At 41.7% G+C, this 14,892-nt stretch carries 15 protein-coding genes; 7 read left to right on the top strand and 8 right to left on the bottom strand.

Annotation, left to right across the window (positions count from 1 at the left end):
• Positions 1-9 precede the first annotated feature (9 nt).
• The 8 genes from IMPJCBKJ_RS18005 to IMPJCBKJ_RS18040 all read right to left on the bottom strand — a co-directional run bounded on the left by IMPJCBKJ_RS18005 (position 10) and on the right by IMPJCBKJ_RS18040 (position 6,168).
• The gene (locus IMPJCBKJ_RS18005) at positions 10-369 is read right to left on the bottom strand and encodes a HopJ type III effector protein (protein WP_166341439.1); all 360 of its coding nucleotides are present in this window, start codon (positions 367-369) and stop codon (positions 10-12) included.
• A gap of 9 nt (positions 370-378) precedes the next feature.
• The gene (locus IMPJCBKJ_RS18010; RefSeq protein WP_166341441.1) at positions 379-1,491 is read right to left on the bottom strand and encodes a retropepsin-like aspartic protease; all 1,113 of its coding nucleotides are present in this window, start codon (positions 1,489-1,491) and stop codon (positions 379-381) included.
• Positions 1,492-1,558: 67 nt separating this feature from the next.
• Positions 1,559-2,269 (bottom strand): HAD-IA family hydrolase, encoded by a 711-nt coding sequence (locus IMPJCBKJ_RS18015; RefSeq protein WP_166341443.1) that lies wholly within the window; start codon positions 2,267-2,269, stop codon positions 1,559-1,561.
• Positions 2,270-2,281: 12 nt separating this feature from the next.
• Positions 2,282-3,235, bottom strand: coding sequence for a tyrosine recombinase XerC (locus IMPJCBKJ_RS18020; RefSeq protein ID WP_138598960.1), 954 nt, complete (start codon positions 3,233-3,235; stop codon positions 2,282-2,284).
• Positions 3,232-3,843, bottom strand: a complete 612-nt coding sequence (locus IMPJCBKJ_RS18025) for a DUF484 family protein (RefSeq protein ID WP_166341445.1) — start codon at positions 3,841-3,843, stop codon at positions 3,232-3,234. Before IMPJCBKJ_RS18025 ends, IMPJCBKJ_RS18020 begins: the two co-directional genes overlap by 4 nt.
• On the bottom strand, positions 3,840-4,670 hold the full coding sequence (gene dapF, locus IMPJCBKJ_RS18030) for a diaminopimelate epimerase (protein WP_054554658.1): 831 nt from the start codon (positions 4,668-4,670) through the stop codon (positions 3,840-3,842). Before dapF ends, IMPJCBKJ_RS18025 begins: the two co-directional genes overlap by 4 nt.
• A gap of 64 nt (positions 4,671-4,734) precedes the next feature.
• The gene (lysA, locus tag IMPJCBKJ_RS18035; RefSeq protein ID WP_166341447.1) at positions 4,735-5,988 is read right to left on the bottom strand and encodes a diaminopimelate decarboxylase; all 1,254 of its coding nucleotides are present in this window, start codon (positions 5,986-5,988) and stop codon (positions 4,735-4,737) included.
• Positions 5,989-6,168 carry a lipoprotein gene (locus IMPJCBKJ_RS18040; RefSeq protein WP_138598962.1) on the bottom strand — a complete coding sequence of 60 codons (180 nt, stop codon included), beginning with the start codon at positions 6,166-6,168 and terminating at the stop codon, positions 5,989-5,991.
• A gap of 148 nt (positions 6,169-6,316) precedes the next feature.
• Between IMPJCBKJ_RS18040 and cyaY the strand changes: the two genes are divergently transcribed.
• From cyaY to IMPJCBKJ_RS18075, 7 genes are read left to right on the top strand one after another with little or no spacing between them, the layout of a single operon-like run.
• Positions 6,317-6,640 (top strand): iron donor protein CyaY, encoded by a 324-nt coding sequence (cyaY, locus tag IMPJCBKJ_RS18045; RefSeq protein ID WP_054554661.1) that lies wholly within the window; start codon positions 6,317-6,319, stop codon positions 6,638-6,640.
• A complete protein-coding gene (locus tag IMPJCBKJ_RS18050; RefSeq protein WP_054554662.1) occupies positions 6,637-7,293 on the top strand; it encodes an alpha/beta fold hydrolase in 657 nt (218 codons plus the stop codon). The genes cyaY and IMPJCBKJ_RS18050 overlap by 4 nt, the downstream gene beginning before the upstream one ends.
• Before the next feature lie 22 nt (positions 7,294-7,315).
• Positions 7,316-8,203: a DUF2914 domain-containing protein gene (locus IMPJCBKJ_RS18055; RefSeq protein ID WP_166341449.1), complete on the top strand. Its 888-nt coding sequence runs from the start codon at positions 7,316-7,318 to the stop codon at positions 8,201-8,203.
• 36 nt (positions 8,204-8,239) lie between these two features.
• Entirely contained in the window at positions 8,240-9,178 is a 939-nt protein-coding gene (hemC, locus tag IMPJCBKJ_RS18060) for a hydroxymethylbilane synthase (RefSeq protein ID WP_166341451.1), read from the top strand.
• 1 nt (position 9,179) lies between these two features.
• Complete coding sequence (locus tag IMPJCBKJ_RS18065; protein WP_166341453.1) at positions 9,180-11,000, top strand: uroporphyrinogen-III synthase; 1,821 nt, start codon at positions 9,180-9,182, stop codon at positions 10,998-11,000.
• Positions 10,997-12,106, top strand: a complete 1,110-nt coding sequence (locus IMPJCBKJ_RS18070) for a heme biosynthesis HemY N-terminal domain-containing protein (protein WP_138618745.1) — start codon at positions 10,997-10,999, stop codon at positions 12,104-12,106. The genes IMPJCBKJ_RS18065 and IMPJCBKJ_RS18070 overlap by 4 nt, the downstream gene beginning before the upstream one ends.
• 30 nt (positions 12,107-12,136) lie before the next feature.
• Positions 12,137-14,833: an ATP-binding protein gene (locus tag IMPJCBKJ_RS18075; protein WP_166341455.1), complete on the top strand. Its 2,697-nt coding sequence runs from the start codon at positions 12,137-12,139 to the stop codon at positions 14,831-14,833.
• Positions 14,834-14,892 lie beyond the last annotated feature (59 nt).

The raw sequence follows: 14,892 nt of genomic DNA on the forward strand, positions 1-14,892 counted from the left end.
GGCTTTTACTCACTTCGCTTTTAGCTCGTCTTGCTCGGTAAAAGTAATCCCTAAGAAAGGGGTCGCTTCAGGGGCAAGCATAAAGGTGCGAATGTTCATATGGTCTTGCCCTTCAGGATTGTGTAATACGTCATCACGATAAAACGCGCCAAAGCAATCTAGGGTGTTTTGTTTACTCAGTTGATTTAGCTTAGCAAAGGCAAAAATTTTACACGAGCCATTATTTTCATTTGCCGCGCTTAGCAGGCCATGATTGTTAAAACCACTTGGGGTAAAGTCATAATTGTTGTCTATGACCGCCATGGTATCGGTAAACTCAATTTGCTGCGGTGTGCTTGCTAATTTCGAAAGAAATTCGTTAAGAGTCATTGCTTGTCCTTAAAAATTGTTCTTTATCAACTCTAACTCATTCACTTGCTGATTGATATTAAACTTAAAATTCTCTAAAAAGTTCATACCTAGTAAACCATACCCGGCATGATTTTCTATTACCAGCACTTCAAAATTACGAATACGTTGTTGACCGACTTGAAACGACTCGAGCTGATAACGCTGTGCTTCAACAATTCCATTAGCTGTGTTTACTTGTAAGGTGCCAAGGTAATTGGCTGGGGTGTTAAGCGAGTTTAATAATGTTTGGTTAATCACAGTAAAGCTAGCGCCGGTGTCGATCATCAGCTCGGTTTCGATATCATCGTTGATAATACTGTTCACCAAATAGTGTGAACCTCGAGCGGTTAATTTTATAACTTCAACTCCTGCGAGAGCTTGTTGAATCAACTGATGTAATTGCTCAGCCTGTTGTTTATAGTCATGATCTTCGGGTAGTTGATCTAGGGTTATTTGGCTCGCGACATAATCTTCTAAATGGTAGTTAGCTAATGCATTGTTATATAAGTAATGCGCGTTGCCAGGCGCGTAATCAAGCCATTGTTGACTAATATTAAGTAGGGCTTGCCATTGTTGCGTTGCAATAAGTTCATCAATATAGGATTTGCTTAGCTCGTCTATTTGTTTGTTAAGTTGTTGCTTATCATTGCTGTCTAACTGGTTGCTAAGCGCCAGTAAATTGATAATACCTTGTTGGGTATCACCTTGTGCTATTAAACGCTTTGCCTCAAGTTCAAGCATGGTGACATCGTAAGGGTGACTATTTAAAAAGGCCGTTAAAAATTGCTCACTTAAGGTGAATTTTTGATGGGAAAGCCATGTCTCAAGCTGTTGTTGCCAAATTTGTTTAAGTTGCCTTGCATAGTGAGGTTCATTAACAAGCAATTGGGTGTACTCGGCCACCGCTTTGTCGAATAATTGGTTGCTAAATAGCGCAACAGCTTGTTGAAAGTGGGCTGGTAAAACCGCGCTTTTCTTGACTATGGGAGTGGTTGCTACAGTCTCAATTTGTTTTGGCTTCGCGGGGTTAAACAGTTGCCAAATAAAGTAACCGTTTAAGCTAAGAGAGCATAGCAATATTAATTTAAGAAAAGCATTCATCCGTTTTGCCCAATCATTTAATCTTTGTTATTTACTTACTCAGCATAAAACACATTTTTTAAAGTCGTTACTTTTTAACTAAATGATTGAGCGCCATGATATTACTGATCTCAATATCTGCTAATCCTTGATAACGATATTGCGTTGCTTGGTTATTAAGCCAAACGCTTTGGCAGCCAGCATTATTGGCACCTTGTACATCAGTATCTAGGCTATCGCCAATGTGCAAAATTTCTTTATGATTAACCTCTAACTGCTTTGCTGCGCTATCAAACAAGGCGCTATGCGGCTTCGCTTTTCCGTGTGGGCCTGCTTGTAAAACTAACTCAAATACACCATTAAGGTTAAACTTTTCTACTTCGACATTACCATTGGTGATGGCGATGAGGCGGTAGTGTTTACTGAGATTAGTAAGTAATTCAAGTACTTCATCAGTAACGGTTATTTGACTGCGGGCATCAGCGAATGCCTGATAAGCATTTTCGGCATGCAACTGAGCTTGCTCTGCTGAAAAACCCAGATCGGTCATGGCATAGTGTAATGCTGCTTGTCGCCAGCGCGTAACGTCATCAATTAAAGCCGCATCATGTTTTAAAGCTTTATCGCGGCATGTTAACCAGTAGCTCATGCTATCGGCTGGCCATTGGTCTAATGCCTCGAGGTAATCAGCTTGTGCTTGCAAGGCTGATTTTATGATCGGATGGTTGTTGTAAAGTGTGTCGTCTAAATCAAAACTTAAAACAGAAACTGGCGATAGGGCACGGTTAAATCGGATCATAATGACAAGGGTTTACTCTGATGTTGAGCGCTTTTTAGCGCGTGGATGGGTGTTATCGTACACTTTAGCTAAATGCTGAAAATCTAAATGCGTATAAACTTGAGTTGCAGACAAACTACTGTGTCCTAACAGTTCTTGTACGGCACGCAGATCCCCTGATGATTCTAAAATATGTGATGCAAATGAGTGGCGCAATTTATGCGGATGCACTTGTGAGCTGATCCCTTGCTTAATGCCCCATTCTTGCATCCGTAAGCGAACTTGGCGTACGGAAATTCGCTTTTTTTGGCTGCTAACAAACACGGCTATTTCATCAGGATGTGCAAATTGAGGGCGAATTTTCAGCCATGCTTTTAATGCACTGAGCGCTTTGCTGCCTACAGGTAATAAGCGTTCTTTGTTACCTTTACCACGGACTAAAATTTCGCCTTCAGCCGGGTTTATATCTTGTATGTTAGCGCCAACTAACTCGCTAATGCGCAGACCCGAAGAGTACATTAATTCCATCATGGCTTTGTCACGAATAGCTAAAGGCTCATCATCTGGCAGTTCTAGTAGCTTAGCCATTTGATCTACGTCTAAATTTTTGGGTAAAGGCTTGGAAAATTTTGGCCCTTTAATGGCCTCTGCTGGATTGTGATAATGTGCCTGACTGGCTATATTTTTGGCTTTTAAGAATTTATATAAACTGCGAATACAACTTAGTTTTAAACTGATTGTGCGACCACTTAATTGTTTGCTGCGCATTTGCATGCTGTAACGGCGAATATGCTCACCTTGAACAGCAAACCAGTCTTCACATAGTTTACTAAAGTACAAAGCTGCGAAGCCTAGCTGGCTAGTGTATTGGTTTACTGTGTGCGCTGAGTATTGTTTTTCGTAGCGTAAGTAGTCTGCAAATAGTTGGATAGGTGTTCGCCAAGCATCACTTAATTCATCAATGTCTGGCGTCGTCACATCGCTCATGCAAGTTCCAATAAGCGCAGTTGTAATGAGCGAACAAACTCAAGGACAAAAAAGCTGTCTTTTGCCGGTTCGAAGTGATTTACGTCATCACTACCAAACGCCAAAATAGCCACAGGGTGTTTTGTGTTACCAATTAAATATAAGGCAGTCGATTGAGTCGTGTCTGAAAACAGTAAGTCTCTTTCTTGTTGGCTTACTCGACCCAAGTAAATGCCGTCGTTTTGCAGGCGATGAGCAATTAATTCATCAAACTTTTTATCGTACTTAACTAAGTGGCATTCGTTAATGGATGGATTAGTGCAGATAATATTGCGCAAGTTGCTAGCCAGTGTCGTAAAGTCGTAGTTAGTCCATAACTGACGATGACAGTCGCTAAATAAGCGGTAAATTAACTCGTTTTCTTTTGCTTGTTCAATGAGCTGCTCAATCTTATTTTTTAATAACGTATTGTGTTCACGTAATTGGCGCTGTTGAATATGTACCAAAGACGTTGCTCCAGCCGTTTGCTGTTGTAGTTCAACTTCAGCGAGCACATCAGGGTTTTTAATAAAAAAATCAGGGTGTGCTTTTAAATAGTCAGCAATTTGTTGTTCTGTTAGTTTGCTCATAGTGCCACTTGTCCATCAAAAACATGCTCAGCAGGGCCTGTCATTCGTACAGGGTGGCCTTCGCCTTGCCAACGTACTTGTAAACTGCCGCCGGGTAAGTCAACTTGTACGGTATTAGCAAGTTTACTTTGAATTTGTCCAACCACGACCGCAGCACAAGCACCTGTACCACAGGCTAAGGTTTCACTAACGCCACGTTCCCATACTCTTAGTTTAATGTGATCTTGCGAAATTACCTGCATAAAACCAACATTTGCACGTTGTGGAAAACGCTCATGATTTTCAAGGAGAGGGCCCAAGGTTGTTACTTCTGCGGTATGAATGTCATCAACTTCTAACACGCAATGTGGGTTACCCATCGACACTGCGCCACTAAATACCGTATGTTCTTCCGTACGAAGAATATAGGTCAGCTCACGCTTGCTGGCTTTTAATGGGATTTTGTTCGGTTCAAAATTGGGGTGGCCCATATTTACCGTTACTTGACCATCTTTCTCTATATAAAGCGTGAGGTTACCAGATTTTGTTGAAACCGAGATTTTATGCTTATTGGTCAGGCCTTTCATACGTACAAAGCGAGCGAAACAGCGCGCGCCGTTGCCGCACTGTTCAACTTCGTTACCATCGGCATTGAAAATACGATAATGAAAATCGAGATCAGGCGAGTAAGGGGCTTCAACCATAAGCAGTTGATCGAAGCCAATGCCGAAATGGCGATCTGCCAGCTTCTTTATTTGATCACGTGATAAAAAAACATTTTGAGTAATGTTATCAATAACGACAAAGTCATTACCTAGGCCGTGCATTTTTGAAAAATTAACTAACATAACGCTCTAATTCGGGTTTGCTCTGAGCTAATCATGCCACAGAGCAGGGCGGTTATAAAAACGTTTATGGTAAAATTTTCTCACCTTGCCAAAGGCTTTCTAAGGTTTCGCGTTGGCGAATTAAATGGCTTTGCTGACCATCCACCATAATCTCTGCAACACGCGGGCGTGAGTTGTAGTTTGAGCTCATAGTGAAACCATACGCGCCAGCGCTGCGCTGCGCTAAAAGGTCACCGGCTTGAAGTGCAAGCTCACGGTCTTTACCTAAAAAGTCACCGGTTTCACAGACAGGGCCGACAATGTCGTAGTTGTGAGTAGGCGTATCATCTGCGCGAGGTTCAACTGGTACAATACTTTGCCAAGCTTGATACAGCGATGGACGCAACATATCGTTCATGCCTGCATCAACAATAGCAAAGAACTTATCTTGGTTTTGTTTAATAAACTCAACTTTAGTAACTAAAATGCCTGCATTGGCTGCAATCGCACGACCAGGTTCAAAAATAAGTTCTAAATCTTGGTAGTTTGCTAATCGAGCAGTGATTTTATCAACATATTCGCTTGGATGAGGAGGCGTTTCGCCATTATAAGGCACGCCAAGACCACCACCGATATCTAGGTGTGTTAGCTTGATGCCAACCGCTTTTAACTCTTCAATAAGAGTCAGTACTTTTTCAAGTGCTGCTAAGAAAGGTTTTATTTCCGTTAGCTGCGAACCGATATGGCAATCTACACCGGTAATTTTTAAACCGGGTAATGATGCTGCATGTTGATACACAGTCACCGCAGTTTGAATATCAATACCAAACTTATTCTCTTTTAAGCCGGTTGAGATATAAGGGTGCGTTTTTGCATCTATATCTGGGTTTACGCGAATCGAAATCGGTGCCACTAAGTTAAGATCCGTTGCCACTTTTGAAATACGCTCAAGCTCAGCCACTGACTCAACGTTAAAACACTTGATCCCCAATTCAAGTGCATAGGCAATTTCGTCAGCGGTTTTTGCTACGCCAGAAAAAACAACCTTACTTGCGTCTCCGCCTGCTTGGATAACGCGCGCAAGCTCACCTTTTGAAACGATGTCAAAACCTGACCCAAGTCGCGCTAAAATATTCAGCACGGCAATATTTGAGTTGGCTTTTACGGCATAGCACACCAAGCTCTTATGTGACTTAGCAGCGTCTGCAAATGCTAAATAATGACGTTCAAAGGTTTTGCGAGAATAGATATAACAAGGCGTACCATATTGTTCGACAAGTTCTTTGACAGCGATGTCTTCAGCGAACAGCTGATTATTATTGTAGTTAAAAAAGTCCATCTATTGGTCCTGTTTTTGCTCTGGTTGTTCGGATGGATCAGCTTGTGGCTGAGACTTTGCAGGCGGCTTAGTATCATCTGGCAGATAAAGAGCACCACTTTGTCCGCAACCTGCTAGGGTTACTAGAAGGGCGCTTAGAGGTAAAATGGTTTTTAATTTTTGGCTATGAGTCTCTTTCATTAGATTAATACGGTTGCTGGCTTTATAATCGCAGAGTAACAGAATATTTAAAAAATGCAGCTATTCGCGGATGAATTTATTCCTGTTACACTTGATGTACACAATCTGCCCCCAGATCTAGGCTTAAAGCCAGTTAAAGGACACTAAAATGACTGATCATGAATACCACACACTAGCCGATGCATTAATGCTAACTATTGAAGAGCAAATCGATGAATGTGATGCCGATTTAGACTATGAATCAGCGTCAGGTATTTTAGAAATCATCTTTCCTGATCGCAGTAAAATTGTGATCAACAAGCAAGCACCATTACACCAAGTTTGGGTAGCGACTAAATTTAATGGTCACCATTTTGAACTACGCGACGATAAGTGGATTGATAACCGCTCAGGTGCAGAGTTTTGGCAATTTATGTGTGATGCGGCAACCCGTCAAGCAGGTCAAACCATTGAATGGCGTTCTGAACTATGAGTTTAGAGTTTGTTGAATATCCAGCGCAAGCTGAACACAAAGCAACGGTTATCTGGCTACATGGTTTGGGTGATTCTGGTGATGGTTTTGCCCCAGTTGCACCGCAACTTGCTTTACCAAAAGAGCTTGGCGTGCGATTTGTGTTTCCACATGCGCCAGTGCAACCGGTCACCATAAATGGTGGTATGGCAATGCGTTCTTGGTACGATATTAAATCGATGGATTTAGATAAGCGTGCTGATGAGCAAGGAGTGCGTGAATCTGCTGCAAAAGTGGCTGCAATTATTGACCAAGAAATTGCAAAAGGTATCGCTCCTAACAAAATTATTCTTGCCGGTTTTTCGCAAGGGGGTGTGGTATCGCTGCACTTAGCGCCACGTCTAGATTATAAATTAGCGGGTGTAATGGCACTTTCAACCTATATGTGTGTGCCTGCAAAATTTGCTGATGAAGCCAAGCAGCAGGGGTTAAATATTTTTATGGCACATGGTCGATTTGACGATGTGGTACCGCATAGCGCGGGCAGACAAGCATTTGATGTGCTTAGCGCAAATAACATGGAAGTAAGCTGGCAAGACTATCCGATGGCGCACCAAGTTTGTGGTGAAGAGTTAATGGCTATTCGAGAGTGGTTAATTGCTCGCTTGAGTTAATTTTTTGGTTTTAGAGGCCAACATGACAAAGAAACTTGTAATTACAGCAAATATGAATGCCGTTGAATCGGCAAGTTCAGCACCGACAGCAGTGACTTATCAATGGCATTGGCGACGCATCTTTATGGTCAGCAGTGTTATCTTAGTTGCGCTGGCTATATTAGTATATAGCTTTATTGGTGCTGTAAATGCTGAGCAATCACCGCAAGATGAACCGCAAGCAGAGTTTGCAAATGCTGAGCTACAAGCGCCTTTGAATGACGCTGAGCAAGAAGAGCCAAAAGAAGTTGTTGCTCCGTCAATGAATGAGCAAACACCGTTGGTTGATAACACAGCAACGGCTAAAGCAGAGGTTGTGAGCTTAAACATTGTAGAGCCTGACGTTACATCAGTAGAGGCTGAGATCGACAGTGAAGAGGTTATTGATGAGCAACAACCTGAAACATTAGCCGTTATTCCTGATGAAGAAGCATCACAAACTGAACAGCAAGTTGAAATTGCAGCAGCACCTGATGCTCAGCAGCAGTTTTCACGGTCAGCACATATTGCCAGTGTTGCAATTGGCGCAAAAATAGACACAGATAAAGTAAGCCGCGCAGTATTAACTACCGATGTTGTTGATCGAGAACCAGTAAACGTTTTAAAAAACGATGTAAAATTAGCGCAAATTAGCAGTAGCCTGAGCTTTTTTAGCGAGCTTAGAAATATGCAGGGACAAACTGTTCGTCACCAATGGTATTACCAAGACCAACAGCTTGCTTCTATTGAATTGGCCGTAAGTAGTCCGCGATTTCGTACTTATTCAACGAAAAACATCATGCCAGAGCAACTGGGTGATTGGCGTGTTGAAGTTATTGACGCAGATGGCAACTTACTGGCCCAAAAAGAATTTAGAATTTTAGCTGAGTAATATTTAGTATCAGCCTGATAATTAATTGGATTTTTCATGACACAGACAACAAAACTAGTTCGTATCGCGACCCGTAAAAGTGCACTTGCTTTATGGCAGGCTGAATTTGTAAAAGCTCAACTAGAGCACTTCCATGACGACGTAACGGTAGAGTTGGTTCCTATGTCGACACAAGGCGATATTATCCTTGATACACCACTGGCCAAGATTGGTGGTAAAGGCTTATTCGTAAAAGAGCTTGAGCAAGCCATGCTTGATGGTCGCGCAGATATTGCGGTGCATTCAATGAAAGATGTGCCTGTTGAGTTTCCTGAAGGCCTAGCATTACACACTATTTGTGAACGTGAAGACCCACGCGATGCGTTTGTATCAAATAACTACAAGATTTTAGATGAGTTACCACAAGGCGCTATTGTTGGTACATCAAGCTTACGCCGCCAATGCCAAATTCGCGAAGCTCGTCCAGATTTAGACATTCGTGACTTACGCGGTAATGTTAATACGCGTTTAGCAAAACTAGATGATGGTCAATATGATGCAATCATCCTAGCTGCAGCGGGTCTAATTCGTTTAGAAATGCCTGAGCGTATTACAGCTTTTATCGAGCCAGAGGTATCATTACCTGCAAATGGTCAAGGTGCTGTGGGTATTGAGTGCCGTATTGATGATGAAGTAACAAAAGCACTGTTAGCGCCACTTGAACATAATGAAACACGCATTCGTGTTAATGCCGAGCGTGCTATGAATCGCCGTTTAGAAGGTGGCTGCCAGGTACCTATTGGTGCATTTGCATTGGTCGATGGTGAGCAAGTGCATTTACGTGGTTTAGTGGGCGCTATTGATGGTAGCCAAATGCTACGTGATGAAGTGACAGGCCCAGTGGCTGACGCAGAGCAATTAGGTATTACACTTGCTGAAAAGCTACTTGAGCAAGGTGCTGATAAAATTTTAGCTGAAGTATATAGAGACGCTTAATATGCATATTTTGATAACTCGTCCAGAAGGAAAAGGCACTGAGCTTGCTCTTGAGCTTCAGCAGGCGGGTTATCAAACAACCCTGTGCCCAGTCCTTACCTTAGATTACCTCACAGTAAATAGTAGTGAGCTCGCGCCGCTAGAAAATGCCGATAAAATCATTTTTATCTCGCAAGATGCCGTGCATGCCTTGTTAAAACTCACACCAACCATCAACAAAGCAGCGCAACTTTATGCGGTCGGTCAGCAAACGGCTGATGCGGTTTATGAAGCCTTTGGGCGACGAGCCGCAGTGCCCAAACAGCATGATTCAGAAGGTCTGCTTGAATTAAAAACACTACAAGATGTTGAACTAAGTAACATTGTTTTAGTGAAAGGTGAAGGTGGACGCACGACCATAGCAAAAACGTTAAAACAACGTGGTGCTTTATTAAATCAATTGGTTGTTTACAAGCGAAGCGCAATTGAGAGCGAACCGGGCAAGTGGATGGACCACTGGCAAACAATTGATGTAGAAGGTATAGTCATTACCAGTAATGCAGCGGTGGATGCCATTTTTAATGGTTTAAATGAGCCTCAGCTTGCATGGTTGAAAGAGCGACAATTTTTCGTTGCCAGTGAGCGTATCGCAGACTATTTAAAGCAACAAAGTGTCGTAAGAACACAGATATATATTGCTGCAGGGGCGAGCGACAACGCTATGTTCACCTGCATTAATCAGCAAGGTAGCAAAATGAGTGAAGCAGAATCAAAACAACCCGCAAAGCCAGTGACTGCACAGCCAGAGAAAAAAGCGCAAACGGCAAATACTGGGGCAAAAGCGCCTGTACAAGCTAAAAGAGGCATCAGCAAAACAGGTAGCTTAGCGTTACTTATTTCACTTTTAGTGGCTTGTGCAGTTGGCTATGAGTTTTATCTAAAATTAAATAGCGATCAGCAATCGGCTGTGGCATTGACTGAGCTGACAGATGAAAACCTTCGCTTACAGCAGCAAATTGATGCATTAAAAAGTGCCCAACAAACAATGCAGCACTCGCTTTATAGCAGTGAACAAAAGGTCACTGATGCGCTAAATGAAAGTGCTGAGCAAACACAGCAGCAATTACAAGCGGCTTTAAAGCGCGCCGAGCAGCAAACTTTCACGCTTAATCCGCAAGAAGTCACAAGCTTGCAGCGTATGGCCGAATTTAAATTGTGGGCAGAGCACGATTACCAAGGGGCTGCTGCTGTGTTATCTCGCTTAGATAGCTTACTTGCAGAACACCCGGGTACAGGCGCTATTCGCCAAGCAATTCACCAAGATTTACAAACCTTGAATGCCATAGAGTCTGTGGCTGTTGAAGCAATTTATTTAAAACTACATGGCATTAATCAAAAAGTGGATGAACTGGTATTTAATGCTATTTCACTCCCTGAAGAGGTCGTCAAAGAAGACCCAAATCAATTAAGTGAAAATGTCAGTGAGTGGCGTCAAAACCTTGCGAAGTCGTGGCAGCAGTTTAAAGACTTCTTTGTTAAAGTGCGCACACGTGAAGATATGGTTATCGCACCATTTTTAAGTGAGCAAGAGCGTCACCTAGTAAAACAGCGCCTGAGTTTATATTTAGCTCAAGCGCAAGATGCGGTATTAAGTAAACAAAGTAGTGTGTATTTTAGTGCTGTTGATGCTGCTCATAGCTTGGTAAAAGATTACTTTAAACAAGATGATGCGCAAACAAAAGCGGCCTTAAAAAGTCTTGCTGAGCTTTCGAAAGAGCAGCTCGATTTTAGTCCAAAAGTGTCACTACAAAGTACTGAGCAGGTGAAGGAGTGGGCACAATGATCCGCTTTTTATTAATCATTATTGCAATAGCAGTCTGCTTAGGGATTGCCCCTTTTTTTATAGATCAAAAGGGTTATGTACTAATTGCCTTTAATAAAACAACCATTGAAGGGACTATTTGGGGCATCACAGCACTTTTAATATTAGCATTCGCTGCACTGTTTTTACTTTATAAGCTTTGCCGTTACGTAATATCTTTATATAGCCATACACGCCATGGCTTTTTTGCGCGCAGTGAAGAGCGTAAACAAGCGGCTATTGAGCAAGGTGTATGGAGCTTAATTAATAACGATTATGCACAGCTTGAGCTTGCACTTGATAACAATAGTGTTGCAGATAAGTGGAGTGATATACGTTATGCGCTTCTTGCTAAAGCGGCATTAGCTAATAATGAGAGCGAAAAAGCGGTTAGTTATCTTGATAAAATAAGCCAGGATAAGCAGTTAAAAGTGGCTAATTTATGGATTGCTAGCGGTGAAACCAGCACCATTTTTGCTGACCTTAAAGCGTTAGCTGAGCGCAAAAAAGCCACGAGTTTAGAGCTTAAAATGTATGCCCATGTATTGGTAAAAGAGCAAAAGTGGGCGTCATTGAATGACTTTATGCCGCGTTTATTGCGCAAGAAAACACTTTCAGAGCAAGAGTGGCAACAACTTTTTGATAGTTACTTTGCAGCTCAATCAAACGGAGATTTAACTGAGCGTTATGAGCAATTAGCCAAAAACCTGAAACCACATGCTGAGGTAAGCTATTTAACGGCGATGGCGAAGGCAGGTGAGTTAAACAAAATTGAGCTAAGCTTAATTAAAATGATAAAAAAACCGCTGCAACATAAAGACTTAGCACGTATTTTACGTACTAGTAGCGCTGGCGATGCACTCAAGTTGCAATCAAGTTTGCAGGATGTATTAAAAAAAGATACCGAAAATACAGATTTACTATTAGCCCTTGCATGTTTAGCAAATGCTCACGGTGAATACGACTTAGCTGCGCGTGTGTTTGATAAAGCGCTTAATGCTGATAACCGCCATGCCTATTTGCAGCAAGCGGTTCTTAGTTATAGTAAGAGTGCCCAACCAGAAAAAGCATTGGTACTCTATCAATAATTTTACTTCAGCCGGCAAAGGAGCAATGGCTTGAAAAACTTATTTACACTGACAATAAGTATTGCAGTTGCTTACTTTCTTACAGGGTATTTAAGTAATTCTTTGCTGGCGATTGATGGTTATGCGGTTGCAGCGTGGCCGCCTGCAGGTATTGCGCTTGCCAGTATCTTACTGCTTCGAAATCGTGCTCTGCTAGGAGTTTTACTAGGGGCGTTCTTTGTAAACCTTATTCACCTTGATAAAGTCACTGATATTTTTCACTGGCAAATGATGTTGCAAGCTATTGGTGTGACAAGTGCATCAACATTTCAGGCTTGGCTTGCCTATTACATTATAATTCATGTAGTTAAACGCCCGATTGAGTTATCGTCATTAAAGCAAAGTATGATTGGCTTAATGATAGGTGGCCCTTTGTGTAGCTTGATTGCAGCATCAATTGGCACCGGCTTATTGGTCATTAATAATGTTATTCCGAGTTATGCGGCGCTTAATAATTTTATCGCATGGTGGATTGGCGACAGCATTGGGGTGCTGATTTTCACACCATTAATTTTAGCGGCATTTAGTTACCACCACACTCGTCAACGGCTGCAAATCATTGTGCCGTCGTTATTAATTTATGTGGTTATTTGTGTCAGCTTTTATGGTGCAGCCAGTGTAAAAAAAGACAAAGACTTACAGCGCCAGCAAGCAAAAGTCAGTGCAATTCATACTAATCTTGAACACCAAGTTGATGAAATTAAATCGCATTTATCTTTATTAGCTACTTTTTTTGCTAGTAGTGACATGGTTGATTTTGATGAATTTAAGCGTTTTACAACAAGGCAACTACAATATAGCAAAGAAATCCTTGCCCTTGAGTGGGCACCTAAAGTTATTCACTCACAACTAAATAACTATCAAAGTCTACTGCGTGATGAACTGGGTGCTGATTACTACGTGAAAGAAAAAAATGCAGCAGGACAGTGGCAGCCGGTAAGTAAGCGAGCAGTCTATTTTCCGGTGCAATATATTCATCCATTAGTAGGGAACGAACCAGCGCAAGGCTTTGATTTGGCTTCAAACGAGTTACGTAAACAAGCGTTAACTGACTCTCGGTTAATTAAAAATGTCACCGTCAGTGAGCCTATTACTTTGATGCAAGGTGATGGTAACGAAAAGGGCGTTTTATTCTTTAACCCTGTTTATTCAGACATTAATCATCAGGTCGGCTTTCGGGGTTATGTTGTTGCTGTGGTTAATTTAGAGTTGCTGGCACAAACACTAAATTTTAATCAAAATACTGAGATTGAAACCAGTTTTTTTGATGTTACCGATGGTACTAACCCTGTCGAGATTTACAGCCCACACCGTGTTGGTACAACCGCTATTGCGAGCTTTAATTTTATTATTGGCGAGCGCGTTTGGCAGGTGAAATTATGGGAGTCAGTAGCGCAGTCGTCATGGCTGCCTTATTGGCTAGCGCAAATAGTCGGTATGCTGTTTGTTTGGTTATTGATCACATTTTTGATTTCAGTAACCGGTACTAATATTCAAATTCGTCAGCAAGTAGCGAAACAAACTCAAAGCCTTCGCGAAGAAAAACTAAAAGCCGATAAAGCCAGCCAAATTAAAAGTGAGTTCTTGGCGAATATGAGCCATGAAATACGCACACCTATTAATGGTATAAAAGGTTTGCATTATTTAGCAATGCAAGAGCCTGACTGGCAACAAGCCCGTGGTTATATTGATCAAGCCGATGGTGCATTGAATGTACTATTACGGGTAATCAATGATGTTTTAGATTTTTCTAAAATAGAAGCGGGGCGATTGGAGCTACATCAAGAACCCATCGATGTGAATGCGTTGGTTAATGAACTGACTAACTTATTGCAGTTTGAACTTAATTCCCGTGCTTTAAAGTTTAAGGTTGAGTTTGATGCATCTGCGCACTTATTGATCCACACCGACCCAATTCGTTTAAAACAAGTATTATTAAACCTGTTAAACAATGCGGTGAAGTTCACTCAAGAAGGCACGATTACATTACGTATTTGGCAGCAGGGTAAATTTACTTACTTTAGTGTTATTGATACTGGCATCGGCATCAGTAAAGAGGCGCAGCAGCGCCTGTTTAAACCATTCTCACAAGCCGATAGCTCAACCTCTCGTCGCTTTGGTGGCACAGGTTTAGGCTTGAGTATTTGCCAAAAACTCATTGTTATGATGGGAGGCGAGATAAGCCTCAGTAGCTCTGAGGGGCAAGGTTCAACGTTTACAATTTCGCTGCCATTTGAGTCCCCTCTTGAAGAGGTGATTCATAGCGACGATGAGTTAGCTGATATCGATGTGACAGCTGTTTCATTTGCTGGCGATACAATTCTATTGGTTGAAGATAACCCATTGAATCAACATGTGGCGAGTTCGATTTTAAAAACTAAAGGTTGCCAACCTGATATCGCTAAAGATGGCCACGAGGCTATTAAGATGATCAGTGAAAAAAGCTATGACCTTGTACTCATGGATATTCAAATGCCGAATATGGATGGCTTACAAGCGACTAAGGTTATTCGCAACGAGTTACTGATCACCGATTTACCGATTATTGGCTTATCGGCAAATGCCCACGATGATGATCTTAAGAAAGGTTTAGCCAGTGGTATGAATGGTTATTTAACTAAACCAATTGATGCTGATAAACTTTTTAAAACCTTGTGGCATTTTTTGCATAATGCTAGCGGCCATTAAAGCAGACATTTGACCTCAAAAAAGTAAATAAAATCATCTAAACTTGAAATATCGCCGTG

Source organism: Pseudoalteromonas sp. MB47, from assembly GCF_011319765.1.
GTDB classification, from domain to species: domain Bacteria; phylum Pseudomonadota; class Gammaproteobacteria; order Enterobacterales; family Alteromonadaceae; genus Pseudoalteromonas; species Pseudoalteromonas simplex.

Coding starts and splice junctions, on each gene's coding strand:
- IMPJCBKJ_RS18005 (WP_166341439.1), bottom strand. CDS start 369: ATGACTCTTAACGAATTTCTTTCGAAATTAGCAAGCACACCGCAGCAA.
- IMPJCBKJ_RS18010 (WP_166341441.1), bottom strand. CDS start 1,491: ATGAATGCTTTTCTTAAATTAATATTGCTATGCTCTCTTAGCTTAAAC.
- IMPJCBKJ_RS18015 (WP_166341443.1), bottom strand. CDS start 2,269: ATGATCCGATTTAACCGTGCCCTATCGCCAGTTTCTGTTTTAAGTTTT.
- IMPJCBKJ_RS18020 (WP_138598960.1), bottom strand. CDS start 3,235: ATGAGCGATGTGACGACGCCAGACATTGATGAATTAAGTGATGCTTGG.
- IMPJCBKJ_RS18025 (WP_166341445.1), bottom strand. CDS start 3,843: ATGAGCAAACTAACAGAACAACAAATTGCTGACTATTTAAAAGCACAC.
- dapF (WP_054554658.1), bottom strand. CDS start 4,670: ATGTTAGTTAATTTTTCAAAAATGCACGGCCTAGGTAATGACTTTGTC.
- lysA (WP_166341447.1), bottom strand. CDS start 5,988: ATGGACTTTTTTAACTACAATAATAATCAGCTGTTCGCTGAAGACATC.
- IMPJCBKJ_RS18040 (WP_138598962.1), bottom strand. CDS start 6,168: ATGAAAGAGACTCATAGCCAAAAATTAAAAACCATTTTACCTCTAAGC.
- cyaY (WP_054554661.1), top strand. CDS start 6,317: ATGACTGATCATGAATACCACACACTAGCCGATGCATTAATGCTAACT.
- IMPJCBKJ_RS18050 (WP_054554662.1), top strand. CDS start 6,637: ATGAGTTTAGAGTTTGTTGAATATCCAGCGCAAGCTGAACACAAAGCA.
- IMPJCBKJ_RS18055 (WP_166341449.1), top strand. CDS start 7,316: ATGACAAAGAAACTTGTAATTACAGCAAATATGAATGCCGTTGAATCG.
- hemC (WP_166341451.1), top strand. CDS start 8,240: ATGACACAGACAACAAAACTAGTTCGTATCGCGACCCGTAAAAGTGCA.
- IMPJCBKJ_RS18065 (WP_166341453.1), top strand. CDS start 9,180: ATGCATATTTTGATAACTCGTCCAGAAGGAAAAGGCACTGAGCTTGCT.
- IMPJCBKJ_RS18070 (WP_138618745.1), top strand. CDS start 10,997: ATGATCCGCTTTTTATTAATCATTATTGCAATAGCAGTCTGCTTAGGG.